Annotated in this window: 25 protein-coding genes and 1 tRNA gene; 10 read left to right on the forward strand and 16 right to left on the reverse strand. The window is 63.9% G+C overall.

Annotation, left to right across the window (positions count from 1 at the left end):
- Positions 1–40 precede the first annotated feature (40 nt).
- From A4C63_RS01510 to A4C63_RS01550, 9 genes are all read right to left on the reverse strand, one after another.
- Positions 41–1753: a SulP family inorganic anion transporter gene (locus tag A4C63_RS01510; RefSeq protein ID WP_063911217.1), complete on the reverse strand. Its 1713-nt coding sequence runs from the start codon at positions 1751–1753 to the stop codon at positions 41–43.
- A gap of 305 nt (positions 1754–2058) precedes the next feature.
- Positions 2059–3159, reverse strand: coding sequence for a redox-regulated ATPase YchF (gene ychF / locus A4C63_RS01515; protein ID WP_063911218.1), 1101 nt, complete (start codon positions 3157–3159; stop codon positions 2059–2061).
- A 24-nt stretch (positions 3160–3183) separates the two neighbouring features.
- The gene (pth, locus tag A4C63_RS01520) at positions 3184–3768 is read right to left on the reverse strand and encodes an aminoacyl-tRNA hydrolase (protein ID WP_008099045.1); all 585 of its coding nucleotides are present in this window, start codon (positions 3766–3768) and stop codon (positions 3184–3186) included.
- 79 nt (positions 3769–3847) lie between these two features.
- Positions 3848–4441 (reverse strand): 50S ribosomal protein L25/general stress protein Ctc, encoded by a 594-nt coding sequence (locus A4C63_RS01525; protein WP_063911219.1) that lies wholly within the window; start codon positions 4439–4441, stop codon positions 3848–3850.
- A gap of 121 nt (positions 4442–4562) precedes the next feature.
- Entirely contained in the window at positions 4563–5504 is a 942-nt protein-coding gene (locus A4C63_RS01530) for a ribose-phosphate pyrophosphokinase (RefSeq protein WP_003247410.1), read from the reverse strand.
- A gap of 47 nt (positions 5505–5551) precedes the next feature.
- Positions 5552–5626: transfer RNA gene (locus A4C63_RS01535), tRNA-Gln, on the reverse strand.
- Between the two features lie 20 nt (positions 5627–5646).
- Positions 5647–6507, reverse strand: a complete 861-nt coding sequence (ispE, locus tag A4C63_RS01540) for a 4-(cytidine 5'-diphospho)-2-C-methyl-D-erythritol kinase (RefSeq protein WP_063911220.1) — start codon at positions 6505–6507, stop codon at positions 5647–5649.
- 3 nt (positions 6508–6510) lie between these two features.
- Positions 6511–7128 (reverse strand): lipoprotein insertase outer membrane protein LolB, encoded by a 618-nt coding sequence (lolB, locus tag A4C63_RS01545; RefSeq protein ID WP_063911221.1) that lies wholly within the window; start codon positions 7126–7128, stop codon positions 6511–6513.
- A gap of 4 nt (positions 7129–7132) precedes the next feature.
- On the reverse strand, positions 7133–8854 hold the full coding sequence (locus A4C63_RS01550) for a tetratricopeptide repeat protein (RefSeq protein ID WP_063911222.1): 1722 nt from the start codon (positions 8852–8854) through the stop codon (positions 7133–7135).
- A 575-nt stretch (positions 8855–9429) separates the two neighbouring features.
- Between A4C63_RS01550 and hemA the strand changes: the two genes are divergently transcribed.
- The 6 genes from hemA (at position 9430) to A4C63_RS01580 (ending at position 14776) form a co-directional block, all read left to right on the forward strand.
- Positions 9430–10707: a glutamyl-tRNA reductase gene (gene hemA / locus A4C63_RS01555; RefSeq protein WP_063911223.1), complete on the forward strand. Its 1278-nt coding sequence runs from the start codon at positions 9430–9432 to the stop codon at positions 10705–10707.
- A complete protein-coding gene (prfA, locus tag A4C63_RS01560; protein WP_013970909.1) occupies positions 10704–11786 on the forward strand; it encodes a peptide chain release factor 1 in 1083 nt (360 codons plus the stop codon). Before hemA ends, prfA begins: the two co-directional genes overlap by 4 nt.
- Positions 11786–12616 (forward strand): peptide chain release factor N(5)-glutamine methyltransferase, encoded by an 831-nt coding sequence (prmC, locus tag A4C63_RS01565; protein ID WP_063911224.1) that lies wholly within the window; start codon positions 11786–11788, stop codon positions 12614–12616. Before prfA ends, prmC begins: the two co-directional genes overlap by 1 nt.
- Positions 12610–13365 carry a molybdopterin-synthase adenylyltransferase MoeB gene (locus A4C63_RS01570; protein ID WP_013970911.1) on the forward strand — a complete coding sequence of 252 codons (756 nt, stop codon included), beginning with the start codon at positions 12610–12612 and terminating at the stop codon, positions 13363–13365. The genes prmC and A4C63_RS01570 overlap by 7 nt, the downstream gene beginning before the upstream one ends.
- Positions 13358–14155: a glutamate racemase gene (gene murI / locus A4C63_RS01575; RefSeq protein ID WP_063911225.1), complete on the forward strand. Its 798-nt coding sequence runs from the start codon at positions 13358–13360 to the stop codon at positions 14153–14155. Before A4C63_RS01570 ends, murI begins: the two co-directional genes overlap by 8 nt.
- A 102-nt stretch (positions 14156–14257) precedes the next feature.
- A complete protein-coding gene (locus A4C63_RS01580; protein WP_063911226.1) occupies positions 14258–14776 on the forward strand; it encodes an acyloxyacyl hydrolase in 519 nt (172 codons plus the stop codon).
- A 250-nt stretch (positions 14777–15026) separates the two neighbouring features.
- Here the strand turns inward: A4C63_RS01580 and A4C63_RS01585 are convergent, their stop codons facing one another.
- From A4C63_RS01585 to A4C63_RS01605, 5 genes are all read right to left on the reverse strand, one after another.
- Positions 15027–15728, reverse strand: a complete 702-nt coding sequence (locus A4C63_RS01585; protein ID WP_063911227.1) for an SDR family oxidoreductase — start codon at positions 15726–15728, stop codon at positions 15027–15029.
- Entirely contained in the window at positions 15725–17167 is a 1443-nt protein-coding gene (gene phrB, locus A4C63_RS01590) for a deoxyribodipyrimidine photo-lyase (RefSeq protein WP_063911228.1), read from the reverse strand. The genes A4C63_RS01585 and phrB overlap by 4 nt, the downstream gene beginning before the upstream one ends.
- A complete protein-coding gene (locus A4C63_RS01595) occupies positions 17158–18057 on the reverse strand; it encodes a MerR family transcriptional regulator (RefSeq protein WP_063911229.1) in 900 nt (299 codons plus the stop codon). Before A4C63_RS01595 ends, phrB begins: the two co-directional genes overlap by 10 nt.
- Positions 18047–19015, reverse strand: coding sequence for a DUF523 and DUF1722 domain-containing protein (locus tag A4C63_RS01600; RefSeq protein WP_063911230.1), 969 nt, complete (start codon positions 19013–19015; stop codon positions 18047–18049). The genes A4C63_RS01595 and A4C63_RS01600 overlap by 11 nt, the downstream gene beginning before the upstream one ends.
- 101 nt (positions 19016–19116) lie before the next feature.
- Entirely contained in the window at positions 19117–20103 is a 987-nt protein-coding gene (locus tag A4C63_RS01605; protein ID WP_063911231.1) for an NAD(P)/FAD-dependent oxidoreductase, read from the reverse strand.
- 187 nt (positions 20104–20290) lie between these two features.
- On the opposite strand from A4C63_RS01605, the gene A4C63_RS01610 reads away from it, so the two are divergent.
- Both A4C63_RS01610 and hemH read left to right on the forward strand, forming a co-directional pair.
- Positions 20291–21196, forward strand: a complete 906-nt coding sequence (locus A4C63_RS01610) for a TIGR01777 family oxidoreductase (RefSeq protein ID WP_063911232.1) — start codon at positions 20291–20293, stop codon at positions 21194–21196.
- Positions 21197–21209: 13 nt separating this feature from the next.
- Positions 21210–22223, forward strand: a complete 1014-nt coding sequence (gene hemH, locus A4C63_RS01615; protein ID WP_063911233.1) for a ferrochelatase — start codon at positions 21210–21212, stop codon at positions 22221–22223.
- Between the two features lie 132 nt (positions 22224–22355).
- Here the strand turns inward: hemH and A4C63_RS01620 are convergent, their stop codons facing one another.
- Positions 22356–23630 carry a uracil-xanthine permease family protein gene (locus A4C63_RS01620; RefSeq protein ID WP_025337694.1) on the reverse strand — a complete coding sequence of 425 codons (1275 nt, stop codon included), beginning with the start codon at positions 23628–23630 and terminating at the stop codon, positions 22356–22358.
- A 2-nt stretch (positions 23631–23632) separates the two neighbouring features.
- On the reverse strand, positions 23633–24271 hold the full coding sequence (upp, locus tag A4C63_RS01625; RefSeq protein WP_063911234.1) for a uracil phosphoribosyltransferase: 639 nt from the start codon (positions 24269–24271) through the stop codon (positions 23633–23635).
- A 159-nt stretch (positions 24272–24430) separates the two neighbouring features.
- On the opposite strand from upp, the gene A4C63_RS01630 reads away from it, so the two are divergent.
- Positions 24431–24988 (forward strand): hypoxanthine-guanine phosphoribosyltransferase, encoded by a 558-nt coding sequence (locus tag A4C63_RS01630; RefSeq protein ID WP_003256346.1) that lies wholly within the window; start codon positions 24431–24433, stop codon positions 24986–24988.
- 2 nt (positions 24989–24990) lie between these two features.
- On the forward strand, positions 24991–25464 hold the full coding sequence (locus A4C63_RS01635; RefSeq protein WP_063911235.1) for a WbuC family cupin fold metalloprotein: 474 nt from the start codon (positions 24991–24993) through the stop codon (positions 25462–25464).
- Positions 25465–25637: the final 173 nt, after the last annotated feature.

Raw genomic sequence — 25637 nt, forward strand, 5'->3', positions numbered from 1 at the left:
TGGGAGCGGGCGTGCCCGCGAAGAGGCCAGCAGGGAAAACCTAGGGCTTCCAGTCAACCCCACTCTCTGCCAGGTAGGCATCCACCGCCGCGCCCACAGTGGGATGAAACGCCTTCTCCCCCATATGCTCGAACAACTCGAACTGCCGCATCTTGTCCTTTACCGGGTCCTTCATCTCGGCAAACTGCAACTCCACCCCCCGCGCCTCCAGCGCCCGGTCCAGCTCGGCCAGCATGTCCGCCGAGGTGATATCGATGCTGGTCACCGGCTCCGCCGCAATCACCAGCCGTTGTACCGGGGTAGGCGACGCATCCACCGCCGCCATCACCGTGTTCTGGAACTGCTCGGCATTGGCAAAGAACAGCGGCGCATCCCAACGCAGCAGCACCAGCCCCGGAATGCGTCGGGCCTGTGGATAACGCTGCACGTCATGGTAGCCACGGGTGCCATCCACCCGGCCCAGCACCGCATGGTGCGGCCGCCAGCCGTCCCACAGGAACTCGATCACCGATACCGCCACGGCAATGCCAATACCGGGAATGGCCCCGAATACCGCCACGCCGACGAAGCAGGTGAATGACAGCCAGAACTCCCATTGCTGCATGCGGAAGATGCGCTTGAGGTCGGCAAACTCGAACAGGCCCAACGCTGCGGCAATCACCACCGCCGCCAGGGCGCTGTTGGGCAGGTGTTGCATCAGGTTGGGCGCCACCAGCAGCAACAGGGTTACCGCCAGCGCACCGATGATGCCGGTGAGCTGGGTCTGCGAGCCGGCCGCTTCGGCCACGGGGGTACGTGACGAGCTGCTGCTGATAGGGATGCCCTGGAACAGCCCGGAGGCCAGGTTGGCCACGCCCAGGCCGAACATTTCCTGGTTCGGGTTGACCGGCATCTTCATGCGCGCGGCATAGGAGCGCGACAACACGCTGGTATCGGCGAATGACACCAGCGCCACGGCAACGCCACCCAGTACCACCTCGACCAGATCAATGTCGGTGACCCAGGGAAACACGAAGGTTGGCAGGCCTTGGGGCAACTGGCCGAGCACTTTCACACCTTGCTGGTCGAGCCCTAGCAGGCTCACCGCCAGCGTGGCCAGTACCACCGCAATGAGAATGCCCGGCAAGCGCTTGAACGGCTTGAGCAGCAGGATCAGCGCCAGGCTGCCGCCGCCAACCACGAAGCTTGGCCAGTGCCCTTGGCCGGCAAGCAGTGCTTCGGCCAATTGCCAAAGGTCGCGCAAGGGGCCCTGGCTATCGACTTTGATACCGAATAGCTTGGGCAACTGGCTGATCAGCACCGTGAGGGCGATGCCGTTCATGTAGCCATAGCGGATCGGTTTGGACAGCAACTCGGTAATGAAACCCAGGCGCAGCAAACCGGCGATCACGCAGAACGCCCCGGCAACCAGGGCCATCATGCTGGCGATGGCGATAGCCCGCTGCGGGTCGCTGGCGGCGTACTGCACCACTACCGCCAGGATTGGTGCGGCCAGCGCCGAGTCCGGGCCCAGCACCAGGATGCGGCTGGGGCCGAACAGCGCATAGGCCAGCAGCGGGATGATGGTGGCGTACAGGCCGTAGATGCCGGGTACGCCAGACGCTTCGGCATAGGCGATGCCCACCGGCACCAGCATGGTGGTGAGCACCAGGCCGGCGGCGATGTCCTTGGGTAGCCAGGCGGGTTGGTAGTGGAGCAGGGTGACCAGGCCGGGTAACCAGCGTTGCCAGTCGAAGCGGGGTTTTTCGGGCATGGTGCGCGCTTCCAGCGGAGGGGGCTGAATCACAGCTTAGATGCTGAAATCAGGGGCCGCTTTGCGGCCCTATCGCGACACAAGGCCGCTCCTACAGGTTTGATGCGAGGTCCAGAAAGTGCGCGGTACCTGTGGGAGCGGGCATGCCCGCGAACACCGGCGCAGCCGGTGCCAGGCACCGCGTTGGATTCTTTGCGGCTAAAGCCGCTCCCACAGTGGGCGCGGGCCGCTTGCCAACTGCCAGAAAAAACAAACCCCCTTGAGGCGTTGGCCTCAAGGGGGTTGTGGGTGTTGCAGGCTGCCGCTTAGACGTTGAAGCGGAAGTGCATCACATCGCCGTCTTTGACGATGTAATCCTTGCCTTCCAAGCGCCATTTACCGGCTTCCTTGGCACCGCTCTCACCCTTGAACTGGATGAAGTCGTCATAGGCCACCACTTCAGCGCGGATGAAGCCTTTTTCGAAGTCGGTGTGGATCACGCCAGCGGCTTGTGGTGCGGTGGCACCGACGCGTACGGTCCAGGCACGTACTTCCTGCACGCCGGCAGTGAAGTAGGTTTGCAGGTTCAGCAGTTCGTAACCGGCGCGGATCACGCGGTTCAGGCCAGGCTCTTCCAGGCCCAGGGCCTCAAGGAACATGTCCTTCTCTTCGCCATCTTCCAGCTCGGCGATTTCCGCTTCGATCTTGTTGCACACCGGCACCACCACCGCGCCTTCTTCCTCGGCAATGGCCTTGACCACGTCCAGGTGCGGGTTGTTGTCGAAGCCGTCTTCGGCCACGTTGGCGATATACATCACCGGCTTGCTGGTCAGCAGGTGGAAGCCGCGGATGACCGCCTTGTCTTCGGCGCTCATGTTCTTCATCAGGCTGCGCGCAGGCTTGCCTTCGGTGAAGTGCGGGATCAGTTGTTCGAGGATGGCCTTCTGCGCCAGGGCGTCCTTGTCGCCGCCCTTGGCGTTGCGGGCAACCTTCTGCAGCTGCTTCTCGCAGCTGTCGAGGTCGGCGAAGATCAGTTCGAGGTCGATGATCTCGATGTCACGCTTGGGGTCGACGCTGTTGGAAACGTGGATCACGTTCTCGTCTTCGAAGCAGCGCACCACGTGGGCAATGGCGTCGGTCTCGCGGATGTTGGCGAGGAACTTGTTGCCCAGGCCTTCGCCTTTCGAAGCACCAGCTACCAGGCCGGCGATGTCGACGAATTCCATGGTGGTTGGCAGGATGCGGTTTGGCTTGACGATTTCAGCCAGCGCATTCAGGCGCGCATCGGGCATTGGCACGATGCCGCTGTTTGGCTCGATGGTGCAGAAAGGGAAGTTCTCCGCCGCGATGCCAGACTTGGTCAGGGCGTTGAACAGGGTGGACTTGCCGACGTTTGGCAGGCCGACGATGCCGCAATTGAAACCCATGGGTATTCCCCTCTCTAAAGGAAATCAGGCCTTCTGGCTGTGCAGCTCGCGCATCGCCTTGGCGAAGTCGCCGGCAAGCACGTCCGGCAGCACGCCGAGGGCAAAATCGATGCTGGCGTCGAGCTTCTCCTGCTCGGCGCGCGGCGCGCGGCCCAGGACGAAGTTGGAGACCAGTTTGGCGTCGCCCGGGTGGCCGATGCCAAGCCGCAGGCGGTGGAAGTCGTTCTGGTTGCCCAGCTGCGCGATGATGTCGCGCAGGCCGTTGTGCCCACCATGGCCACCGCCGCGCTTGAGCTTGGCGACGCCCGGGGGCAGGTCGAGTTCGTCATGCGCCACCAGGATCGCTTCCGGCTTGATGCGGAAGAAATTGGCCAAGGCCGCCACGGACTGGCCGCTGCGGTTCATGTAGGTGGTGGGGATGAGCAGACGAACGTCGTTGCCCTGATGGCTGAATTTAGCCGTCAGGCCGAAATATTTGCGGTCAGCGGTCAACGAGACGCGCTGGGCGCTGGCAATGCGTTCAACGAAAAGAGCCCCTGCGTTATGCCGGGTCTGTTCGTATTCGGGGCCGGGGTTACCCAGGCCGACGATCAACTGGATGGCGGTCACGTCAGGGGCTCTTCCTTGGAGTTGGTGGGTTACAGGGCGCGCGGCACTGTAACCCGATCAACGCCGGCGCGCGAGTGGATTACTCGGCAGCGCCTTCTGCTTCTGGAGCAACGCGTGGAGCGTGAACGTTGGCAACAGCTTTGTCATTACCGTGGGCCAGAGCTACGAACTCTACGCCTTTCGGAGCTTTCAGGTCCGACAGGTGAATGATGGTGCCGATTTCAGCGTTGGCCAGGTCGACTTCGATGAACTCAGGCAGGTCTTTGGCTTCGCAGGAAACTTCGATCTCGGCTTCTACGTGGGAGATCTCGCCGCCTTTCTTGACCGGGGCTTCTTCGTTGATGAAGTGAACCGGTACCTTGGCGGTCAGTTTCTGGCCAGCAACGACGCGAACGAAGTCGGCGTGCATGATGAACTGCTTGGCTGGGTGGCGCTGCATGGCCTTGATGATGACGTTCTGCTTGACGCCGTCAACGTTCAGCTCGATCACGTGGCTGAAGGCAGCTTCGTTTTCGAACAGCTTGGTGATTTCCTTGGCCAGGATGGTCAGGGACTGGGCGTCCTGGTTACCACCGTAGACAACGGCTGGGATGTTGGCGGAGTGACGCAGGCGGCGGCTCGCACCTTTCCCCAGGTCAGTACGCGCTTGGGCGTTCAGAGTGAATTCGGTCATTTTGTTTCTCCAAAATAGCCCCCCGAGGGCGTTTGCGACCAGCGCCAACGGGGATGGCAAAAAAGCCCCGCCCCAACAACCAGTGTTGGGGCGGGGCGCTTTTCGTCAGCGTGTGTTCCGCTTAGCGGAACATCGCGCTGATCGATTCTTCGTTGCTGATGCGGCGGACCGCTTCAGCGACAACCGGTGCGATATCCAGCTGGCGGATACGGTCACAGGCTTGAGCAGCGGCGGACAGCGGAACGGTGTTGGTCACTACCAGCTCGTCCAGTACCGACTTCTCGATGTTCTCGATCGCGCGGCCCGACAGGACAGGGTGCGTGCAGTAGGCGTAAACCTTGGCAGCGCCGTGTTCTTTCAGGGCTTTGGCCGCGTGGCACAGGGTGCCGGCGGTGTCGACCATGTCGTCTACCAGGATGCAGGTGCGCCCTTCGACGTCGCCGATGATGTGCATGACCTCGGAGTGGTTAGCCTTCTCGCGGCGCTTGTCGATGATACCCAGGTCGACGCCCAGGGACTTGGCGACGGCACGTGCGCGCACGACACCACCGATGTCCGGGGAGACGATCATCAGGTTCTCGAAACGCTGGTCTTCGATATCATCGACCAGTACGGGCGAGCCGTAGATGTTGTCGACCGGGATATCGAAGAAACCCTGGATCTGGTCAGCGTGCAGGTCGACGGTGAGTACACGGTCGATACCTACGACAGTGAGCATGTCAGCGACGACTTTGGCGCTGATGGCTACACGTGCCGAACGCGGACGGCGGTCCTGGCGGGCGTATCCGAAGTAAGGAATCACGGCGGTGATTCGGGATGCTGAGGAGCGGCGGAAGGCGTCGGCCATCACTACCAGTTCCATCAGGTTATCGTTGGTCGGGGCACAGGTCGGCTGAATAATGAATACGTCTTTACCGCGGACATTTTCATTGATCTCAGTGCTGATCTCGCCGTCGGAGAATTTACCGACAGAGACGTCACCGAGAGGGATATGCAGCTGACGTACGACACGCCGAGCCAGATCGGGGTTGGCATTCCCCGTAAAGACCATCATCTTGGACACGCGCAGTACCTGAAGGCTGAGGGTAACCTGGATGAGTATAAGGAAAATGGCAGGGGCGGCTGGATTCGAACCAACGCATGGCAGGATCAAAACCTGCTGCCTTACCGCTTGGCGACGCCCCTGTATCTGTTGCTGCGAACGCTTATGCGCTCGACTTCTTGACCAGACTTTGCAGCTCGCGATGCAACATCGAAACGTTGCTTCCTTTCGCCACAAACCCTGTTTGGGTCGCTGAAAGAAGGGCCAGAACTTTATCAGCTTCGGCTTTGCTTGGGAAGGCCCCAAACACACAACTTCCAGTACCGGTTAGTCGAGCCTCAGTGAATTTGCCCAGTGAATTCAACGCATTGCGAACTTCCGGGTAACTCTGCTCTACCACCGGTTGGCAGTCATTTCGACTGTTTCCCTCGGGAACGGGGCGCATCTTAAGGGGGAGTGAATCACGTGTCAACTGTGGATGTGAAAAAATTTCTACTGTGCTGACAGACACTTGCGGCACCAGCACGACATACCACGGCTCCTCCGGGTCGACCGGGGTCAGTTGTTCACCCACGCCCTGGGCGAATGCCGCGTGGCCGCGCACGAATACCGGTACGTCGGCGCCCAGGCTCAGGCCCAGTGCGGCCAGGCGGTCTTCGTCCCAGTCCAGTTGCCACAGGTGGGTGAGGGCCAACAGGGTAGTGGCGGCATCCGAGCTGCCGCCGCCGATGCCGCCGCCCATGGGCAGCACCTTGCTCAGCCAGATGTCGGCGCCCAACGTCGTGCCGGATTGTTCCTGCAGCTTGCGCGCGGCACGCACGATCAGGTTGCTGTCGTGCGGCACCGCCTCGATCTCGGTATGCAGGCGGATCACGCCGTCGTCGCGCAAGGCGAAGCTCAGTTCGTCGCCGTGATCGAGAAACTGGAACACGGTTTCCAGCTCGTGATAGCCGTCGGCGCGGCGGCCGATGATGTGCAGCCACAGGTTGAGCTTGGCCGGGGCGGGCAGGGTAAGGGTTTGCATGTATCAGTGCCCCAGCTGGCGCGGCTGCCAGTCCTTGACCACCAGGGTCACATCGATGTCCTTGCCGTGCAGCTTAAGGCGCTCGGGCAGCCAGTAGCCGTTCTGTTCGGTGTAGCTCAGGTACTGCACCTGCCAGCCATCCTGGTCGAGGCTGGCCAGGCGGCTGTCGCCGTCCAGGGTCAGCTTGCTCTTGCTGTCGGGGGCAGGCAGGCCGCGCACCCACCAGACCAGGTGCGAGACTGGCAGCTGCCAGCCCAGCTGTTCTTCCAGCAGGGCTTCGGGGCTGGGGGCCTCGTAGCGGCCCTGGTTGGCCACTTCCAGCACCACGCCGCCGGGGCGGCCGGTCAGGCGAGCGGCGCCACGGCCCAGCGGGCCGGCCAGGCGAATGTCGTAGTAGTCCTGGCGTTGCAGCCAGAACAGCGTGCCGCTGCCGGAGTCGCGCGGGGCACGGATGCCGACCTTGCCGCTGATCTGCCAGCCATCGAGGCTGCTCAGCTGCTCTTTATGGGCGCGCCACTGCTGCGGGTCGCCGTGGCCCTGCAGGGCCTCGCGGCTACCGAAGCCGGCACAGCCGGCCAGCAGGGCGATCAGGGTGAAGGTAATGCAATGGCGCAGGAACATGGCGTTAAAGAGTCTCGGATCCGGTCAGGCGCAGGAGGGTCTTGCGCAGGATGGGGCTGTCGGCCTGGGCTTCGAAGCCCTTGGCCCAGACCTGGCGGGCTTCGCGGCGCTTGCCGTTGGCCCATAGCACTTCGCCCAGGTGGGCGGCCACTTCGTGGTCGGGGAAGCTGGCAAAGGCCTTGCGCAGGTAGGTTTCAGCCTCGTCGAGGTTGCCCAGGCGGTAGTTGACCCAGCCCAGGCTGTCGAGCACCGCCGGGTCGTCCGGGGTCAACTGGTGGGCCTTGTCGATCAGCGCCTTGGCTTCGCTGTAGCGGGTGGTGCGGTCGGCCAGGGTGTAGCCGAGGGCATTCAGGGCCATGGCGTTTTCCGGCTCACGGGCGATGATGGCGCGCAGGTCTTTTTCCATCTGCGGCAGGTCGTCACGCTTTTCGGCCAGCATGGCGCGGGTGTACAGCAGGTTGAGGTCGTCCGGGTAGCGCTGGATGGCTTGCTGCAGCACCTGGCTGGCCTGGGCGTCCTTGTTGTTGTTGCTGTAGCTTTCCGATTCGATCAGGAATAGCTGGATGGCGTAGTCCGGCTGGGCTTCGCGGGCCTCGGCGAGCAGGCGCGAGGCTTCGGTGCCACGGCCGTTGGCAACCAGGATGTCGGCCTGGCGCAGTTGCGCCGGCAGGTAGTCGGGGCCCGGGCCGACCAGGGCGTATTCACGCAGGGCGCCGGCGGGGTCGTGGCGCTCTTCGCGGATGCGGCCCAGGTTCAGGTGCGCGGCGTCGACGTTGCTGTCGCGTTCGATCAGCTCCTGCAGGTAGCCCTCGGCTTCATCCCAGTCTTTGTTTTCCAGGCATACCAGGGCCAGCGAATAACGCAGCTCGTCGTCGTCGGGGTATTGCTGGACCAGGCTGAGGAACTCGCCCTTGGCGTCGGCAATGCGGTCCTGTTCGACCAGAGTACGGGCGTAGGTCAGGCGCAGGCGCTTGTCGTCCGGGTTGTCGCGAATCGCCCCGCGCAGCAGTGGCAGGGCTTCCGGGCCGCGGTCCAGGGCTTGCAGCAGGCGCGCGCGCAGCAGGATCGGGGCTACTTCGCCGTTTTGTGGCGGGTGCGACTCGAGCAGTTCCAAAGCTTCTTCGGCCTTGCCGTCCTGGTTCAGCAGCAGGGCCTTGCCGAACACCAGCTGGCTGTTGTCCGGGTACTTTACCAGCAGGCGTTCGAAGCTTTGCAGCAGGCCGTCGCGGGTGCCCTGGTCGGTTTCGGCGGCGGACAGGGCGAGGAAATCGAAATGGGTGTCGCCTTGGCCCTGAAGCACCTTTTCCATGTACGCCATGGAGTCGTCATAGCGACCGGCGCGGGCCAGCTGGATGGCTGCGGCGCGCTGGGCGTCGAGGTTTTGCGGGTCGTTGCGGGCCCAGACCAGAGCGTTGTCCAGCGCCGGTTCGTCGGCGCCGAGGTATTCGGCAATGCGGTAGGCGCGTTCGGAAACCCCGGGGTCCTGGGTTTTCGCGGCCTGGTCGGTGTAGTTGGTCAGGGCGATGTCGAAACGGTTGCGCTGGCCGGCCAGCTCTGCCACCAGCAGGCTATAGAGCGTGTCCTGCGTGAACGAGCCATACACTACGGGTTTTTCTGCCTCGGGCTTGCCGGCCTCGGCGACGGGAGGCTCGGCCTTTTGCGGGGCCAGGCTCTGGCAGCCCTGGAGCAGGGCGAAGGCAAGCAGCAATGCGTATGGTTTGTTCATAGAAGGCTTATTGGAGGACTCACCGGCGGTCGGAGCATGATGACACAAGCGCGGGGGCAAACCCACCTGTGCTGTGGCTGGTTAACTGCGACCTTGGCGGGGGGGAAGGGTTCCGGAGATGTTGGTTGTGCCGGGTGCCTGCCTTGATGGGTGTGGTGGTGCGGAAATCGAGCGCCGCCCGCGCGGCGCATCGCGAGCGAAGCTCGCTCCTACATCTGTATCGGGCCAGTTATTCCTGAGGCAGAGGCGCGCGGCCCCTTGGCGCCAACCTCGATATCGTGAGGGACAAACAAGGCGGTCGCGCGCGCTGGCACAGGCGATACTGGCCCGAAACAGATGTAGGAGCGAGCTTCGCTCGCGATGCGCCGCGCGGGCGGCGCTCGATTTCCGCGCCGCCGCAACTCCATCGGCATACACCTTCTGGCCCCCCCGAACTCCATCGGCATACACCCCCGGCTCCCCCCAACTCCCAAGACATGCACCTCCCTGCCATCACGACAATAGCGAACGGTGGTTGTCCTGAAACCTGCGAAAGAGGACAATTATCGGCTTCTCGTCACAACCAGCGACCTTGCATGGCCTTTCTTGCACTTGGTATCAACCATAAGACTGCCTCGGTAGACGTACGCGAGCGCGTGGCGTTTACCCCAGAGCAGCTGGTCGACGCCCTGCAGCAGCTCTGCCGACTGACATCCAGCCGCGAAGCGGCGATCCTGTCGACCTGCAACCGTAGCGAGCTCTATATAGAGCAGGACCACCTGTCCGCCGATGCCGTGCTGCAATGGTTGGCCGACTATCACCGCCTCAGCCTGGACGAGCTGCGCGCCAGCGCCTACGTGCACGAAGAGCACGAGGCGGTGAAGCACATGATGCGGGTGGCCTCGGGCCTGGACTCGCTGGTGCTCGGCGAGCCGCAGATCCTCGGCCAGATGAAGTCCGCCTACGCCGTGGCGCGTGAGGCCGGCACCGTCGGCCCGCTGCTCGGGCGCCTGTTCCAGGCCACCTTCAGCGCCGCCAAGCAAGTGCGCACCGACACTGCCATCGGCGAAAACCCGGTGTCGGTGGCGTTTGCCGCAGTCAGCCTGGCCAAGCAGATCTTCAGCGACCTGGGCCGTAGCCAGGCCCTGCTGATCGGCGCCGGCGAAACCATCACCCTGGTCGCCCGCCACCTGCATGAACAGGGCGTGCGCCGCATCGTCGTGGCCAACCGTACCCTGGAGCGGGCCAGCATCCTGGCCGAGCAGTTCGGTGCGCACGCGGTACTGCTGGCCGACATCCCCCAGGAACTGGCCAACAGCGACATCGTCATCAGCTCCACCGCCAGCCAGCTGCCAATCCTCGGCAAGGGCGCGGTCGAGAGCGCGCTGAAGCAGCGCCGGCACAAGCCTATTTTCATGGTCGACATCGCCGTACCGCGCGATATCGAAACCGAAGTCGGCGAGCTGGACGACGTCTACCTGTACACTGTCGATGACCTGCACGACGTGGTGGCGGAAAACCTCAAGAGCCGCCAGGGCGCGGCCCAGGCCGCCGAAGAGCTGGTGTCGGTGGGGGCCGAAGATTTCATGCTGCGCCTGCGCGAGCTGGCCGCGGTGGACGTGCTCAAGGCCTATCGCCAGCAAAGCGAGCGCCTGCGCGACGAAGAACTGCAAAAGGCCCAGCGCCTGCTGGCCAACGGCGGCAACCCCGAAGACGTATTGGCCCAACTGGCCCGGGGGCTGACCAACAAACTCCTGCATGCGCCAAGCGTGCAACTGAAAAGGCTCTCGGCCGAGGGCCGCCTCGATGCGCTGGCCATGGCCCAGGAACTCTTTGCCCTCAACGAGGGCTCGACGGACAAATCCCCGCAATGAAAGCGTCGCTGCTGAACAAACTGGAAATCCTCCAGGACCGCTTCGAAGAACTCACCGCACTGCTCGGTGATGCCGAGGTCATTTCCGACCAGACGCGCTTTCGCGCCTATTCCCGTGAGTACGCCGAAGTCGAGCCGGTCTACGCTGCTTATAAAGAGTGGCGCAAAGTCCAGGACGACCTCGAAGGTGCCCAGGCGCTGCTCAAGGACAGTGACCCGGACCTGCGCGAAATGGCCGTGGAAGAAGTGCGTGAAGCCAAGGAACAACTGCTGACGCTGGAGTCGCAGCTGCAACGTATGCTGTTGCCCAAGGACCCCAACGACGGCCGCAACGTGTTCCTCGAGATCCGTGCCGGCACCGGTGGCGACGAGGCAGCGATCTTCTCCGGCGACCTGTTCCGCATGTATTCGCGCTACGCCGAAAAGCGTGGCTGGCGCCTGGAAATCCTCTCCGAGAACGAAGGCGAACACGGCGGCTACAAGGAAATCATCGCCCGCGTCGAGGGTGAGAGCGTGTACGGCAAGCTCAAGTTCGAGTCCGGCGCGCACCGGGTACAGCGCGTGCCCGAGACCGAATCCCAGGGCCGTATCCACACCTCCGCGTGCACCGTGGCGGTACTGCCCGAGCCGGACGAACAGGCGGCCATCGAGATCAACCCGGCCGACCTGCGCGTGGACACCTACCGCGCATCCGGTGCCGGTGGCCAGCACGTCAACAAGACCGACTCGGCGATCCGTATCACCCACTTGCCAACCGGTATCGTGGTCGAGTGCCAGGAAGAGCGGTCGCAGCACAAGAACCGTGCCCGCGCCATGTCCTGGCTGTCGGCCAAGCTCAACGACATGCAGACCAGCGCGGCACAGAACGCCATCGCCACCGAGCGCAAGCTGCTGGTCGGCTCTGGCGACCGTTCCGAGCGCATCCGCACGTACAATTATCCGCAGGGCCGGGTGACCGACCACCGTATCAACCTGACCCTGTACTCGCTGGACGACATCCTCGCCGGCGGCGTGGAGGCGGTGATCGAACCGCTGCTGGCCGAGTACCAGGCCGATCAACTGGCCGCCCTGGGGGACTGATGACCATCATCGCCAGCCTGCTGCGCAACGCGCAGTTGCCAGAATCGCCCACCGAACGGCTGGATGCCGAGCTGCTGTTGGCCGCGGCCATCGGCAAGTCGCGCAGCTACCTGCACACCTGGCCCGAGCGAATCGTCAGCAGCGAAGACGCCGAGACCTATGCCGGCTACCTGCAGCGCCGCCGTGGCGGCGAGCCGGTCGCCTACATTCTCGGGCTGCAGGGCTTCTGGAAGATCGACCTGGAAGTAGCGCCGCATACCCTGATCCCGCGGCCGGATACCGAGCTGCTGGTCGAAGCCGCCCTTGAGCTGCAACCTGCCACGCCGGCCAAGGTCCTTGATCTGGGCACCGGCACCGGCGCGATTGCCCTGGCCCTGGCCAGTGATCGCCCGGCCTGGCAGGTAACCGCAGTGGACCGGGTGGAGGAGGCCGTCGCCCTGGCCGAGCGCAATCGCCAGCGCCTGGGCCTGGCGAACGCCCAGGTACGGCTCAGCCACTGGTTCGACAGCCTGGCCGGCGAGCGTTTCGACCTGATTGTCAGCAACCCGCCCTACATCGCCGCCGCAGACCCGCACCTGGTTGCCGGTGATGTGCGCTTCGAGCCCAGCAGCGCGCTGGTGGCCGGTGCCGATGGCCTGGACGACCTGCGCGTAATTGCCGCCCAGGCCCCCGCGCACTTGTTGCCGGGTGGCTGGTTGTTGCTGGAACACGGCTACGATCAGGCAGCGGCGGTGCGCGCCTTGCTGGCTGAACAAGGTTTCATCGAGGTCGCCAGCCGCATGGATCTGGGCGGTCATGAACGCATTACCCTGGGGCGCCTGCCATGTTGAGTGATCAGGAACTGCTGCGTTACAGCCGGCAGGTATTGCTGGCCCAGATCGATATTGACGGCCAGTTGCGGCTCAAGCAGAGCAAGGCGCTGATCGTCGGGCTCGGTGGCCTTGGCTCGCCAGTTGCCCTGTACCTGGCCGCCGCCGGGGTGGGGGAGCTGCACCTGGCCGACTTCGACACCGTCGACCTCACCAACCTGCAACGCCAGGTCATCCACGACAGTGCCAGCGTCGGCATGAGCAAGGTCGATTCGGCCTTGCAGCGTTTGCAGGCGATCAACCCGGAAATCAGCCTGGTCGCCCATCGCCAGGCGCTGGACGAGGATTCGCTGGCGGCCGCCGTGGCGGCGGTCGACCTGGTGCTGGACTGCTCCGACAACTTCGGTACCCGTGAGGCGGTCAACGCCGCCTGTGTCGCGGCTGGCAAGCCGCTGGTCAGCGGTGCGGCGATACGCCTGGAAGGGCAGCTGTCGGTGTTCGACCCGCGGCGTGACTACAGCCCTTGCTACCACTGCCTGTACGGCCATGGCAGCGAAGCCGAACTGACCTGCAGCGAAGCCGGCGTGATCGGCCCACTGGTGGGCCTGGTAGGCAGCCTGCAGGCGCTGGAGGCGATGAAGCTGCTGGCCGGGTTCGGTGAGCCGCTGGTCGGCCGCCTGCTGTTGATCGATGCTCTCGGCACCCGTATCCGCGAATTGCGGGTCAAGCGCGACCCGGCTTGTGCGGTCTGCGGCAAGCGCGATGGCTGAGCGTTCGGCGCCGGTCGGCGTGATGGACTCCGGGGTTGGCGGCTTGTCGGTACTCGCCGAGATCCAGCGGCTGTTGCCCAACGAGACGCTGCTGTACGTGGGCGATTGCGGCCACATACCCTACGGCGAGAAGTCGCCAGACTATATCCGTGAGCGTCTCCGGCGCATTGCTGCGTTCTTCCATGAACAGGGCGCCAAGGCCATGGTACTGGCCTGCAATACCGCCACGGTGGCGGCGGTGGCCGACCTGCGCGAGTTGTACCCGAGCTGGCCGCTGGTGGGCATGGAGCCGGCGGTGAAGCCCGCTGCCGCCGCCACGCGCTCTGGCGTGGTCGGTGTGCTGGCCACCACCGGTACTCTGCAGAGCGCCAAGTTCGCCGCCTTGCTCGACCGTTTTGCCAATGACGTACAGGTCATCACCCAACCTTGCCCGGGGCTGGTCGAGTTGATCGAGGCCGGCGACCTGGCCAGCCCGGCGCTGCGCCAGTTGCTGCAAGGTTATGTGCAGCCGTTGCTGGCCGCTGGCTGCGACACGTTGATCCTCGGCTGCACCCATTACCCCTTCCTGCGCCCGTTGCTGGCCGGCATGGTGCCAGCCGACGTGGCCATCATCGACACCGGCGCCGCGGTGGCGCGCCAGCTGCAGCGGCTGCTGGGCGCGAATGACCTGCTGGCCGATGGGCCGGCCCGGGATGCCCGCTTCTGGACCAGTGCCGATCCGCAATCTCTCAGAAAAATCCTACCTTTGCTGTGGCATAAGTCCGGCAGTGTGCAAAGCTTTTCATTGTAAAAAAAAGCGTGAAAAGCAGCTGAACTACTGTGCCGCTGCCGTTTTCTACCGCCTTGCCTGACATGAGGCGGACACTAATAACAGCAAAGAAGGATGTTGCTCATGAAGAAGCTGCTTGGCTTGGCGGCGGCTGCCGTCTTCACCCTGGGGCACTCACTGTCGGTGCAGGCTGCCGACGTTTCGTTTTCGGTGGGGCAGACCGGTGACTCGACCATGGTCTACCGGTTGGGGCTGCAATCGAATTGGGAGGCGAGCTGGTGGCAGACCAGCGTGGGGCGCCTCACCGGGTACTGGGATGGGGCCTATACCTATTGGGATGGCGACAAGACCGCGAGCAACCACAGCCTGTCGTTCGCCCCGGTATTCGTCTATGAGTTTGCCGGGGAGTCGGTGAAGCCTTACATCGAGGCGGGGATCGGTGTGGCGGCATTCTCCAGCACCGAACTGGAAGACAACGAACTGGGCTCGGCGTTCCAGTTCGAGGACCGCATCGGCTTTGGTTTGCGCTTTGCCGGTGGGCATGAGATTGGCGTGCGGGCGATTCACTATTCCAACGCGGGCCTCAAACAGCCCAACGATGGGGTGGAGAGCTACAGCCTGCATTACCGCATGGCGCTCTGAGCGCTCCTTCCACAGGGGGCTCACATTGCTTGAGATCTACGAGGTACCTGGGGAGCAACTGTCTTGCTCCATTACTCAGGCTACCTCATTACCCTGTAGGAGCAGCCTTGTGCTGCGAAGAGGGCGGTAGGGCAGCAGATGTTCTTCTGCCGTAATTGCCTCTTCGCAGCACAAGGCTGCTCCTACAGGTCCTGCGCATGGCTTTAAGTCGATGTGGTCGAGGTGGAAGCCGGTACGGTCACTACATCAATTACTTGTGTGGCAAAGGCCACAGGCTGGTCAGATCCAAAGCCTCCAGCACAAGCTCCGGCTCCCTCTGCGGCCACCGCCGTAGCAACTCTTCTGCCGCACTCTGCGGCGTCCACGCTTCCGGTATCGCCTGCGCCGGTGTCACAGGTGTCTTCAGCGACTGCGGCCCCACCACCGTCAGCTCAACCCCCTGCGCCTTCAGCGCCTGACGCTGCTCGCGCATCCACTGCGGCAGGTTGTTCCAGCCCGCAGTCACCTGCGTCGGCGCATATAACTGCAACGCCGAATACCGGTTGAACACCGCCATCACCTGCGGCGAGTCACCCTTTGCCAGCAAGGGCAGCGCACCGGCCAGGCAATGCTCGCCGGCCAACTGGTTGCCAGTGACGATCGCCTCGAACAGCTCGCTTTCCGCCAGATCGTCCGCCAGGTAATCGCTGGTACCTGCGTTGATGATCAAGCCGTCCAGCGCGCGGAAGGCATGGCAGATCTGCTGGCTTGCCTGGGCCGCCTGCTGTTCTTCCTGCAACTGCCAGGGCAAGCGCAACAGCTGGTTGCCATAGCGTGCGCCCAAGGCATCCAGTGCCTCGCCATGCTTGCCGCTTGCAGCTACCCGGTGTCCTTGCCGGAGCAACCCTTCCACTAACGCCAGGCCTAGTCCATTGCCGGCTCCCGTCACCCAGATACTGCGTGCGTTGTTCACGATACTGCCCTCTGATCCTGCCGGCGCGGGAGGTTCTTGAACGCCTCCAGGGCGCGCTGGCGACTGCTGTCGAGATCGACAATTGGACTGTGATAGGAATGTGTAGCAAAAAGATCGGCCGACTTCACGGGAAGATGAATGGCTTTTTCATCCAGCCCCTGCAATTCCGGTAGCCAGTGCCGAATGAAAAGCCCCTGCGGGTCGAATCGCTGCGACTGCGAAACCGGGTTGAAGATACGGAAATAGGGCACTGCGTCGGTGCCGGTGGACGCGCTCCACTGCCAGCCGCCATTGTTGGCGGCCAGGTCGCCGTCTATCAGGTGGCGCATGAAATGCCGCTCGCCCTTGCGCCAGTCGATCAGCAGGTTCTTGCTGAGGAACATGGCCACGATCATGCGCAGGCGGTTGTGCATCCACCCAGTGTGCAGCAGTTGGCGCATGGCGGCGTCGATGATCGGGAAGCCGGTACGGCCCTGTTCCCAGGCTTCAAGGTCAGCCGGTGCATCGCGCCAGGGCAGGGCTTCGGTCTGGGCGCGGAAGGCGCGGTGGCGCGAGACCTGTGGATAACCGGTCAGGATGTGTTTGTAGAATTCGCGCCAGAGCAGCTCGTTGATCCAGGTTTGCACGCCGCTGCTGCCGCTGTCGAACTCGCCGCGGTTGCTGGTCAGGGCGCCGTGCAGGCACTGGCGCGGCGAGATCACGCCAGCGGCCAGGTAGGTGGAGAGCTGGCTGGTACCGGGCTTGGCAGGCAAGTCGCGCAGCTGTTGGTAGTCGTCGATGTTTTCGTCGAGAAAGCGGGCCAGCCGCGCTTGCGCCTCGGCTTCACCGGCCGGCCAATGGTCGCGCAGTGCATGCGCAGGTTGTTCGAAGCCGTCCACGTGCTGGGGGATAGGGTCGCTGTCGACCTGCAGCGGTGCCTGGCGCTTTACCCGTTGGGCCAGGCTGGGGAGGCCGCGGTGCAGGTGCTCCAGGCAGCTCTTCTTGAACTGGCTGAACACCTGGAAGTAGTCGCCACTGCGGGTAAGGATGGTGCCCGGGCGGAACAACAGCTGGTCGAGGTGGCTGTGGGCCTGGACGGCCGACTTTTCCAGCAGCGCCCGGGTGGCGGCATCGCGACGTTGTTCGTTGATGCCGTACTCCTCGTTCCAGTGCACGCTTTGCACCTGATGTTGGCGGCAGACGTCGAGCACCGCCTGTGGCGCCTGGTCCCAGGTGTCGATCTTGCGGATCAGCAGGGGGATGTTCAGGCGCTCCAGTGACTGGCGCAGGTCGCGCAGGTTGCGCAGCCAGAAGTCGACTTTGCAGGCAGCGTCGTCGTGGGCCTGCCATTGCCCGGGGCTGACCAGCCACAGGGCGAGGGTCGGGCCGCGTTCGCTGGCGGCGCTGAGCGCGGTATTGTCATCGATGCGCAGGTCACTGCGCAGCCAGGTCAGGTGCATGGTGCGGTCATCTCTACGGGCTGGCGGTCATGGGCTTGCAGCAAACGCAATGCTGCTTGTGGGGTATCGAAGAGGGCGAGGTTGGGCAGCCCGAGGGCGCGCAACCGGGCTTCGTGCAGCGCGAGCGTCGGCCCGCCGACCAGGGTTGGCACGGGCAGGTTGGGCAGGGTGCGCTGCAGCGCCTTTTCATCGATGCGTGGCCCCAGGTGCAGGAGCACGGCGCGAGGTTTGAGCGTGCTGATGGCGCATTGCAGGTGCGCGCCGGCGATGGCGTGCTCCAGCACTTCGACCGGTAGGCCGTTGCTGGTGAACAGCCAGGCGCACAACCACAAACCGGGGCTGAAGGCGCGTTCGCTGTCTTCTGCCAGCAAGATGGCAGGGCCTTGCAGCAACTGGTTGTCGTGGTAGACCCGGGCGCCCAGCTTGCTGCGCAGCCAGCTGTGGAAAAACACCTGCTCCAGCCGTGCATTGAAGTAGTTGCGCCAGCGCAGGTCGAGGAGATCGAGCAGCGGCAACAGTAATTGCTCGCACAGAGTGATGGCCGGGTACAAGGCCATGGCCTGGTTGAGCTGCTGGTCAAGGGTGCGCTGCGACAGTGTGGCGACGGCCTCGATCAGTTGGAACTGCCGGGCTTGCCAGTCGCCTTTCGGCGGCGTGCTGGCCGGTTTGTCGAGCAGCTCGCGCACCTGGCCGACGGAGGCGCCGCGCTGCAGCCAGGCGAGGATCGCCTCGACGCGTTCGACCTGCTCCAGCGGGTACAGGCGATGGCCCTTGGCGGTGCGCTGGGGCTTGAGCAGGCCATAGCGCCGTTCCCAGGCGCGCAGGGTGACGGGGTTTACGCCGGTACGGCGGGCCAGTTCACCGATGGGCAACAGGGTTTCAGACGGCATTGCGCAGGCCCAGGCGCTCGGGGTGCGGCTGCAGGTAGGCCTGCTGCTGCAGATACGGGTCGGGGTGCTTGCGCAAATGGTGCTTGAGCAGGGTCAGCGGCACCACCAGCGGCACAACGCCTTGCTGGTATTGGCCGATGACGGTCTGCAGCTCGGCTTTGTCCTGCTGTGTGAGGGCGTCCTTGAAGTAGCCGCTCAGATGCTGCAGCACGTTGCCATGCGTACCACGGCTGGCGCAGCGGCGCAGGGCCTGCATCAGCTGGCTGAAGTAGCGCGGGCCGATGCTTTGCGGGTCATCCTCCTTGCTCATGCTGCCAAGCAGGCGCCCCAGGCTGCGATAGGCTTGGGGGTTGTTGGCCATCAGCAGGTACTTGTAGCGTGAGTGGAAGCGCACCAGGGCGCCCCGGCTCAGGCCCGCGGCCAGCAGGCGCTGCCAGTCGGCGTAGGCGTACACGCGGCTGATGAAATTCTCGCGCAGCACGGGGTCGTGCAGGCGGCCTTCTTCTTCCACCGGCAGGTCTGGGCGCCTTGCGCAGAACGCCTGGGCATACACGCCCCGCCCGCCGTTGAAGGCCGGATGGCCATTGTCCTGGTACACCTTGACCCGCTCCAGGCCACAGGAGGGCGATTTCTGCATGAAGATGTAGCCGCAGATATCGTCGAGTTCGGCGGCCATTTGCTCGCCGTAGCTGCGCAGCGGGCCGGTCAGGTCCATGCCGGGGTTGCGGGTTCCGACCACTTCCGGTTGCTCGGGGTCGCCGACCAGGCGGATCGGGTCGCGCGGTACGCCCAGGCCGATGGCCACCTCCGGGCACACCGGCAACCAGTCGAAGTGTTCCTCGAGCTGCGTGCGGCACAGGTCGGAGGCCTTGTGGCCGCCGTTATAGCGCACGCTGTGCCCGGTCAGACAGGCGCTGATGGCGATACGCGGCTTGCTGTGGGCGGATGAGTCGTGCATGGGCTGTCTCCAGATAACCTGTACGAAACCAAAAACTTGTACAGGTTTATTCCAGCACAGCCCTGAAGTTATGCAAACCAGTTTTTTTGTATAGATCTACATCATTCGAGGTGTTCGAGCAGCCGGCGCGCAGCTTCCTGGCCGCTGAGCCAGGCGCCCTCGACCCGCCCGGACAGGCACCAGTCGCCGCAGGCGTACAAGCCTTGGTCTGCATCGGCCAGCGCGCCCCATTCATGGTTGCTGCTCGGGCGGGCATACAGCCAGCGGTGGGCCAAGGCAAAAGTAGGTGGCGGCACCACGCAGCCGACCAGTTCGGCGAACTCGCCCCTCAGCTGTTCGATCACCTCTTCCTTGGGCAGGTCGATGTGTTGCCGGCTCCAGTTCGAGGTAGCGTGCAGTACCCAGGTGTCGAACTTCTCGTCACGCCCGGGTTTGCTACGGTTGCGCGCCAGCCACTCGAGCGGGTTGTCCTGCACGAAGCAGCCTTGCATCGGCGTGTCCAGCGGGGTCTGGAAGGCCAGGGCGACGGCCCAGGTGGGCTCCATCTGCACGCCGGCGGCCACGGCGGCGAGCTTGGGGGTGGAGGCCAGCAGCGGGGTGGCCTGTGGTGCCGGCACGGCGATCACCACGCGGCTGTAGGGGCCGTGGCTGCAGCCTTCGGTGTCCTGCAGGTGCCAGTATTGCTTGCCGCGGAACACCTCGGCGATGCGGCAGCCGAAGTTGACCGTCACGTCCTTGAGCAGGCCGCGGGTGATTGCACTCATGCGCGGCACACCCACCCAGCGCGTCTGCTCGTCGGGGGAGGGGGTGAGCTCACCATCGCGGTAGTTGTACAGCTGTGGTTTCCATTGTTCGGCCCAACCGGCGGCGACCCACTGCTGCACCTGCTCGACGAAGCGCCGGTCACGAGCGGTGAAGTACTGGGCACCAAGGTCCAGCGCGCCGACTTCGCTGCGCTTGCTGGCCATGCGCCCGCCACTGCCGTGGCCTTTGTCGAACAAATGCACGGATTGCCCGGCCTTTTGCAAAGCCTGGGCGGCTGACAAGCCGGCTATACCGGCCCCGATGATGGCGATAGGTACTGTCATGATGGCCTCTTCAAACCTTGCTGTAAGCAGACTACGCTGTCAGGCAAACCTGTACAATGCGCAAAATTTGTATAATGTTATTCCGCATTGGCAGACAGGTTGACCTATGTTTATCCGAGAGCGTCGGGTCAAAAAAGTGCCTTGATGTTAAAAATAGACCACCGCCGCATTCTGCGAGGACACAGCCATGCATATATTGCTGACAGGTGGCACCGGGTTGATTGGCAAGCACCTGTGCCAGTACTGGCTCGGCCAGGGTCATCGCCTGACGGTGTGGAGCCGGCGACCTGAGCAGGTGCCGAAAATTTGTGGGACCGGCGTGCGTGGCATCGCCCGCCTGGAGCAACTGGAGGCGGATGATCAGTTGGACGCGGTGATCAACCTGGCCGGCGCGCCGATTGCCGACCGGCCCTGGACAGCCGCCCGGCGCAACCTGCTGTGGGCCAGCCGCGTCACCCTCACCGAGCAGTTGCTGGCCTGGCTGGGCACCCGTGAACAGCGCCCGCAAGTGCTGATCTCCGGCTCTGCGGTGGGTTGGTACGGAGACGGTGGCGAACGCGAGTTGACCGAGGCTTCACCACCGGTGCGCGAAGATTTCGCCAGCCAGCTGTGCATTGCCTGGGAAGAGACGGCGCTGCGTTCCCAAGCCCAGGGCATTCGCGTGGTGCTGGTGCGTACCGGGTTGGTGCTGGCCAGTGATGGCGGCTTTTTGTCGCGCCTGCGCGTGCCCTTCAAACTGGGGCTGGGCGGGCCTTTGGGCGACGGGCGGCAGTGGATGCCCTGGGTCCATATAGACGACCAGGTTGCCCTGATTGATTTTCTCTTGCAGCACAAGGATGCCAGCGGTCCTTATAATGCCTGCGCCCCGGAGCCGGTGCGCAACCGCGAGTTTGCCAGGTGCCTGGGCCGCACCCTGCACCGGCCGGCGTTGCTGCCGGTGCCGGCACTGCTGCTCAAGGCCGGGCTGGGTGAGCTGTCGACGCTGCTGCTCGGCGGCCAGCGCGCACGCCCGGTACGTTTGCTGGCGGCAGGCTTCACCTTCCGCTTCAACGATTTGCAATCGGCCCTGGACAACCTGTCCAGCCGCCTCTGACATAGGACGCTGCATGACCGATCACGCCCTGCTGCTGGTCAACCTGGGTTCCCCGGCCTCCACCTCGGTGGCCGATGTGCGCCGCTACCTCAACCAGTTCCTCATGGACCCTTATGTGATCGACCTGCCTTGGCCGGTACGGCGCCTGCTGGTGTCGCTGATCCTGGTCAAGCGCCCGGAGCAGTCGGCGCACGCCTATGGCTCGATCTGGTGGGACGAGGGCTCGCCACTGGTGGTGCTGACCCGTCGCCTGCAGGCGGCGATGGTCGAGCACTGGCCCCATGGCCCGGTGGAGATTGCCATGCGCTATGGCCAGCCAGCCTTGCCCGAGGTACTGGAGCGCCTGGTGGCCCAGGGTGTGCGCAAGGTGACCCTGGCGCCGCTGTACCCACAGTTCGCCGATAGCACGGTGACCACTGTGGTAGAGCTGGCCAGGCAGACGGTCAGTGAACGCCAGTTGCCGTTGCAGATGCGCGTGCTGCAGCCGTTCTACGAGCACCCGGACTACATCGAGGCACTGGGCGCCAGCGCCAGGCCTTACCTGGAGCAGGACTACGATCACCTGTTGCTGAGCTTCCACGGCTTGCCGGAACGGCATCTGAAAAAGCTGGACCCGACTGGCAAACATGACTTCCAGGCGGCCGATTGCTGCAAGGATGCCAGTGCCGATATGCGCGCGGTGTGTTACCGCGGTCAGTGCCTAGCCACGGCCAGGGCCTTTGCGCAGAAAATGGGCATACCCGATGGCAAGTGGTCGGTGTCGTTCCAGTCGCGGCTGGGGCGGGCCAAGTGGATCGAACCCTATACCGAGGCGCGGTTGGACGAACTGGCCAAGGCCGGGGTGAAGAAGCTGCTGGTGATGTGCCCGGCGTTCGTGGCCGATTGCATCGAGACGCTGGAGGAGATCGGCATGCGCGGCAGCGAGCAGTTTGTCGAGGCCGGCGGGCAGGAGCTGGTGTTGGTGCCGTGCCTGAATGATCACCCGCAGTGGGTGAAGGTGCTGGCGGGAATGTGCGAAAAAGCCTGAGTCCAAGGTTGCCTGTTCTGGCCTCTTCGCGGGTAAACCCGCTCCCACAGGTTTTGCACAAGGCCTGAGGGCAGCGGGGTACCTGTGGGAGCGGGTTTACCCGCGAAGTGGCCGGGTCAGGCTAAAGCCGAATCAAGGCAACTGATCATCCAGTTTCTTGTGCTTCCAGCCATCATTGCCCGGCAAGATCAGGTTCAGGGCAATAGCCACGATGGCGCACAGGGCGATGCCCTTCAGGCCCCAGTCATCCGGGCCGTCACCGCTGCCGATCAGCACGCCGCCGATACCGAACACCAGGGTCACCGACACGATTACCAGGTTGCGCGCTTCGGCCAGGTCGATCTTGTGGCGGATCATGGTGTTCATGCCCACCGCCGCGATCGAGCCGAACAGCAGGCACAGGATGCCGCCCATCACCGGTACCGGGATGCTCTGCAGCAGCGCGCCGAACTTGCCGATGAAGGCCAGGGTGATGGCGAAGACCGCCGCCCAGGTCATGATCTTCGGGTTGTAGTTCTTGGTCAGCATCACCGCGCCGGTCACTTCGGCATAGGTGGTGTTGGGCGGGCCACCGAACAGGCCGGCTGCGGTGGTGGCCAGGCCGTCACCCAGCAGGGTGCGGTGCAGGCCGGGCTTCTTCAGGTAGTCACGGCCGGTCACGCTGCCGACCGCGATCACCCCGCCGATGTGTTCGATCGCCGGTGCCAGGGCAACCGGGACGATGAACAGGATGGCCTGCCAGTTGAACGCTGGCGCGGTGAAGTTGGGCAGTTCCAGCCACGGTGCGGCGGCAATCTTGGCAGTGTCGACCACGCCAAAGGCAAACGACAGGGCAAAGCCTACCAGCACGCCGGCAATGATCGGCACCAGACGGAAGATGCCCTTGCCGAACACGGCGACGATCAGCGTGGTCAGCAGGGCCGGCATCGAGATCATCATGGCAGTCTTGTACGGCAGCAGCACGCTGCCGTCACCGGCCTTGCCCATCGCCATGTTGGCGGCGATCGGCGCCATGGCCAGGCCGATGGAGATGATCACCGGGCCGATCACCACCGGTGGCAGCATGCGGTCGATGAAACCGGTGCCTTTGATTTTCACCATCAGGCCCATGAAGGTGTACACGAAGCCTGCGGCCATCACGCCGCCCATGGTCTCGGCCAGGCCGAACTGGCCCTTGGCGAGGATGATCGGGGTGATGAAGGCAAAGCTCGAGGCCAGGAACACCGGTACCTGGCGGCCGGTGACCAGCTGGAACAGCAGGGTGCCGATGCCGGCGGTGAACAGCGCGACGTTCGGGTCGAGGCCGGTGATCAGTGGCATCAGCACCAGCGCGCCGAATGCCACGAAGAGCATCTGCGCGCCCGAAACGACCTGGCGCCAGAGCGGGTCGTTGAAGCCGTCCTGCATGGTCAGGCGTCCTTTTGCTTGGTGCCGAAGATCTTGTCACCGGCGTCGCCCAGGCCCGGCACGATGTAGCCGTGTTCGTTCAGGCGCTGGTCGATCGAGGCGGTGTAGATCTGCACGTCCGGGTGGGCTTTTTCCACCGCTTCGATGCCTTCTGGCGCGGCGACCAGGACCATGGCGCGGATCTCTTTGCAGCCGGCCTTCTTCAGCAGGTCGATGGTGGCGACCATCGAACCGCCGGTGGCCAGCATCGGGTCGATGATCAGGGCCAGGCGCTGGTTGATGTCCGGCGCGAGCTTTTCCAGGTAGGTGTGGGCTTCGAGGGTTTCCTCGTTGCGGGCAACGCCGACGGCGCTGACCTTGGCACCCGGGATCAGGCTGAGCACGCCGTCGAGCATGCCGATACCGGCGCGCAGGATCGGCACCACGGTAATCTTCTTGCCAGCGATTTTTTCAACTTGCACCTTGCCGCACCAGCCGTCGATCTCGTAGGTTTCGAGCGGCAGGTCCTGGGTGGCTTCGTAGGTCAGGAGCGCGCCGACTTCCTGGGCAAGTTCGCGAAAATTCTTGGTGCTGATATCGGCACGGCGCATCAGGCCGAGCTTGTGGCGGATCAGCGGATGGCGGATCTCACGAGTGGGCATAGGGGGCTCCGAAAGGCGGGCAAAAAAACCGCGCTAGATTAATCTATTCAGCCTGTGCTGTCGTCTGGTCATTCTGGACGTTAGTCCATAAATGCTTGATCTGTGACGAGCGGATGCGTACCTTTGCCCGCTTTTCCAAAATGCCCCCCGGAGAGCGCCATGTCCGCCGATCTCGAGCATATCCGTCAAGTCATGCGTGAAGCTGACTGCCTGTACACCGAAGCCGAAGTCGAAGCGGCCATCGCCAAAGTCGGCGAGCAGATCTGCAAAGACCTGCACGACAAGAACCCAGTGGTGTTCTGCGTGATGAACGGCGGCCTGATCTTCTCCGGCAAACTGCTGACCCACCTGCAGTTCCCGCTGGAAGCCAGCTATCTGCACGCCACCCGCTACCGCAACCAGACCAGTGGCGGCGAGCTGTTCTGGAAGGCCAAACCGGAAGTGTCGTTCATCGACCGTGACGTGCTGATCGTCGACGACATCCTCGACGAAGGCCACACCCTCAGCGCCATCATCGAGTTCTGCAAACATGCCGGTGCGCGCTCGGTGCACACGGCGGTACTGATCGACAAGGACCATGACCGCAAGGCCAGCCCGGAGCTCAAGGCCAACTACGTGGGCCTGCCCTGCGTCGACCGCTACATCTTCGGCTACGGCATGGACTACAAAGGCTACTGGCGCAACGCCAACGGCATCTTCGCCGTCAAGGGGTTGTGATCATGCGCCAGCCTGCGTTCATCGACCAATCGCTGTTCGCCGGGCTGGCCGCACAGGCTGCCGCCAACCCTCGCGGGCGGCAGCATCACACCTTCCATGAGATGGAAGAACCCTGCCACCGCATGGCGGTCGGCCTGCAGCCGAGCACCTACATCCCGCCGCACCGCCACCTGAGCGCCGACAAGGCCGAAACGCTGATTGCACTCAAGGGGCGCTTCGGCCTGTTGCTCTTCGACGAGCAGGGGGCGGTGACCGACAAGCGAGTGCTGCAGGCGGGCGGCGATTGCCTGGGTGTGGACCTGGCACCCGGCATTTACCATGGGCTGGTGGTGCTGGAAGCGGACAGCATCCTGTTCGAGTGCAAGGCCGGGCCATATCGGCCGGTGGGCGAGGGCGAGCATGCGCACTGGGCACCGCGCGAAGGTGAAGAGGGCGTGGCCGAGTACCTGGCCTGGATGCGCGCGCAGTTCGATTGATGTTGCCTGCACCGGCTTCGTTGCCCTGTAGGAGCAGCCTTGTGCTGCGAAGGGGTCGGTATGACTAAAGATGTTCTGTGGCACTGCTGGCCTCTTCGCAGCACAAGGCTGCTCCTACAGGGCGATAGGGTCATACGCCCCAGGCACTCCATGCTAGAGTGCTCCTTCATTCA

The sequence above is a fragment of the Pseudomonas sp. p21 genome, assembly GCF_001642705.1.
Taxonomy (GTDB): Bacteria; Pseudomonadota; Gammaproteobacteria; order Pseudomonadales; family Pseudomonadaceae; genus Aquipseudomonas.

Excerpts from the sequence above, each read along its gene's own strand:
- A4C63_RS01510 (WP_063911217.1), bottom strand. The coding sequence starts at position 1,753 with ATGCCCGAAAAACCCCGCTTCGACTGGCAACGCTGGTTACCCGGCCTG.
- ychF (WP_063911218.1), bottom strand. The coding sequence starts at position 3,159 with ATGGGTTTCAATTGCGGCATCGTCGGCCTGCCAAACGTCGGCAAGTCC.
- A4C63_RS01525 (WP_063911219.1), bottom strand. The coding sequence starts at position 4,441 with ATGACCGAATTCACTCTGAACGCCCAAGCGCGTACTGACCTGGGGAAA.
- ispE (WP_063911220.1), bottom strand. The coding sequence starts at position 6,507 with ATGCAAACCCTTACCCTGCCCGCCCCGGCCAAGCTCAACCTGTGGCTG.
- lolB (WP_063911221.1), bottom strand. The coding sequence starts at position 7,128 with ATGTTCCTGCGCCATTGCATTACCTTCACCCTGATCGCCCTGCTGGCC.
- A4C63_RS01550 (WP_063911222.1), bottom strand. The coding sequence starts at position 8,854 with ATGAACAAACCATACGCATTGCTGCTTGCCTTCGCCCTGCTCCAGGGC.
- hemA (WP_063911223.1), top strand. The coding sequence starts at position 9,430 with ATGGCCTTTCTTGCACTTGGTATCAACCATAAGACTGCCTCGGTAGAC.
- prfA (WP_013970909.1), top strand. The coding sequence starts at position 10,704 with ATGAAAGCGTCGCTGCTGAACAAACTGGAAATCCTCCAGGACCGCTTC.
- prmC (WP_063911224.1), top strand. The coding sequence starts at position 11,786 with ATGACCATCATCGCCAGCCTGCTGCGCAACGCGCAGTTGCCAGAATCG.
- A4C63_RS01570 (WP_013970911.1), top strand. The coding sequence starts at position 12,610 with ATGTTGAGTGATCAGGAACTGCTGCGTTACAGCCGGCAGGTATTGCTG.
- murI (WP_063911225.1), top strand. The coding sequence starts at position 13,358 with ATGGCTGAGCGTTCGGCGCCGGTCGGCGTGATGGACTCCGGGGTTGGC.
- A4C63_RS01580 (WP_063911226.1), top strand. The coding sequence starts at position 14,258 with ATGAAGAAGCTGCTTGGCTTGGCGGCGGCTGCCGTCTTCACCCTGGGG.
- phrB (WP_063911228.1), bottom strand. The coding sequence starts at position 17,167 with ATGCACCTGACCTGGCTGCGCAGTGACCTGCGCATCGATGACAATACC.
- A4C63_RS01595 (WP_063911229.1), bottom strand. The coding sequence starts at position 18,057 with ATGCCGTCTGAAACCCTGTTGCCCATCGGTGAACTGGCCCGCCGTACC.
- A4C63_RS01600 (WP_063911230.1), bottom strand. The coding sequence starts at position 19,015 with ATGCACGACTCATCCGCCCACAGCAAGCCGCGTATCGCCATCAGCGCC.
- A4C63_RS01605 (WP_063911231.1), bottom strand. The coding sequence starts at position 20,103 with ATGACAGTACCTATCGCCATCATCGGGGCCGGTATAGCCGGCTTGTCA.
- A4C63_RS01610 (WP_063911232.1), top strand. The coding sequence starts at position 20,291 with ATGCATATATTGCTGACAGGTGGCACCGGGTTGATTGGCAAGCACCTG.
- hemH (WP_063911233.1), top strand. The coding sequence starts at position 21,210 with ATGACCGATCACGCCCTGCTGCTGGTCAACCTGGGTTCCCCGGCCTCC.
- A4C63_RS01620 (WP_025337694.1), bottom strand. The coding sequence starts at position 23,630 with ATGCAGGACGGCTTCAACGACCCGCTCTGGCGCCAGGTCGTTTCGGGC.
- upp (WP_063911234.1), bottom strand. The coding sequence starts at position 24,271 with ATGCCCACTCGTGAGATCCGCCATCCGCTGATCCGCCACAAGCTCGGC.
- A4C63_RS01630 (WP_003256346.1), top strand. The coding sequence starts at position 24,431 with ATGTCCGCCGATCTCGAGCATATCCGTCAAGTCATGCGTGAAGCTGAC.
- A4C63_RS01635 (WP_063911235.1), top strand. The coding sequence starts at position 24,991 with ATGCGCCAGCCTGCGTTCATCGACCAATCGCTGTTCGCCGGGCTGGCC.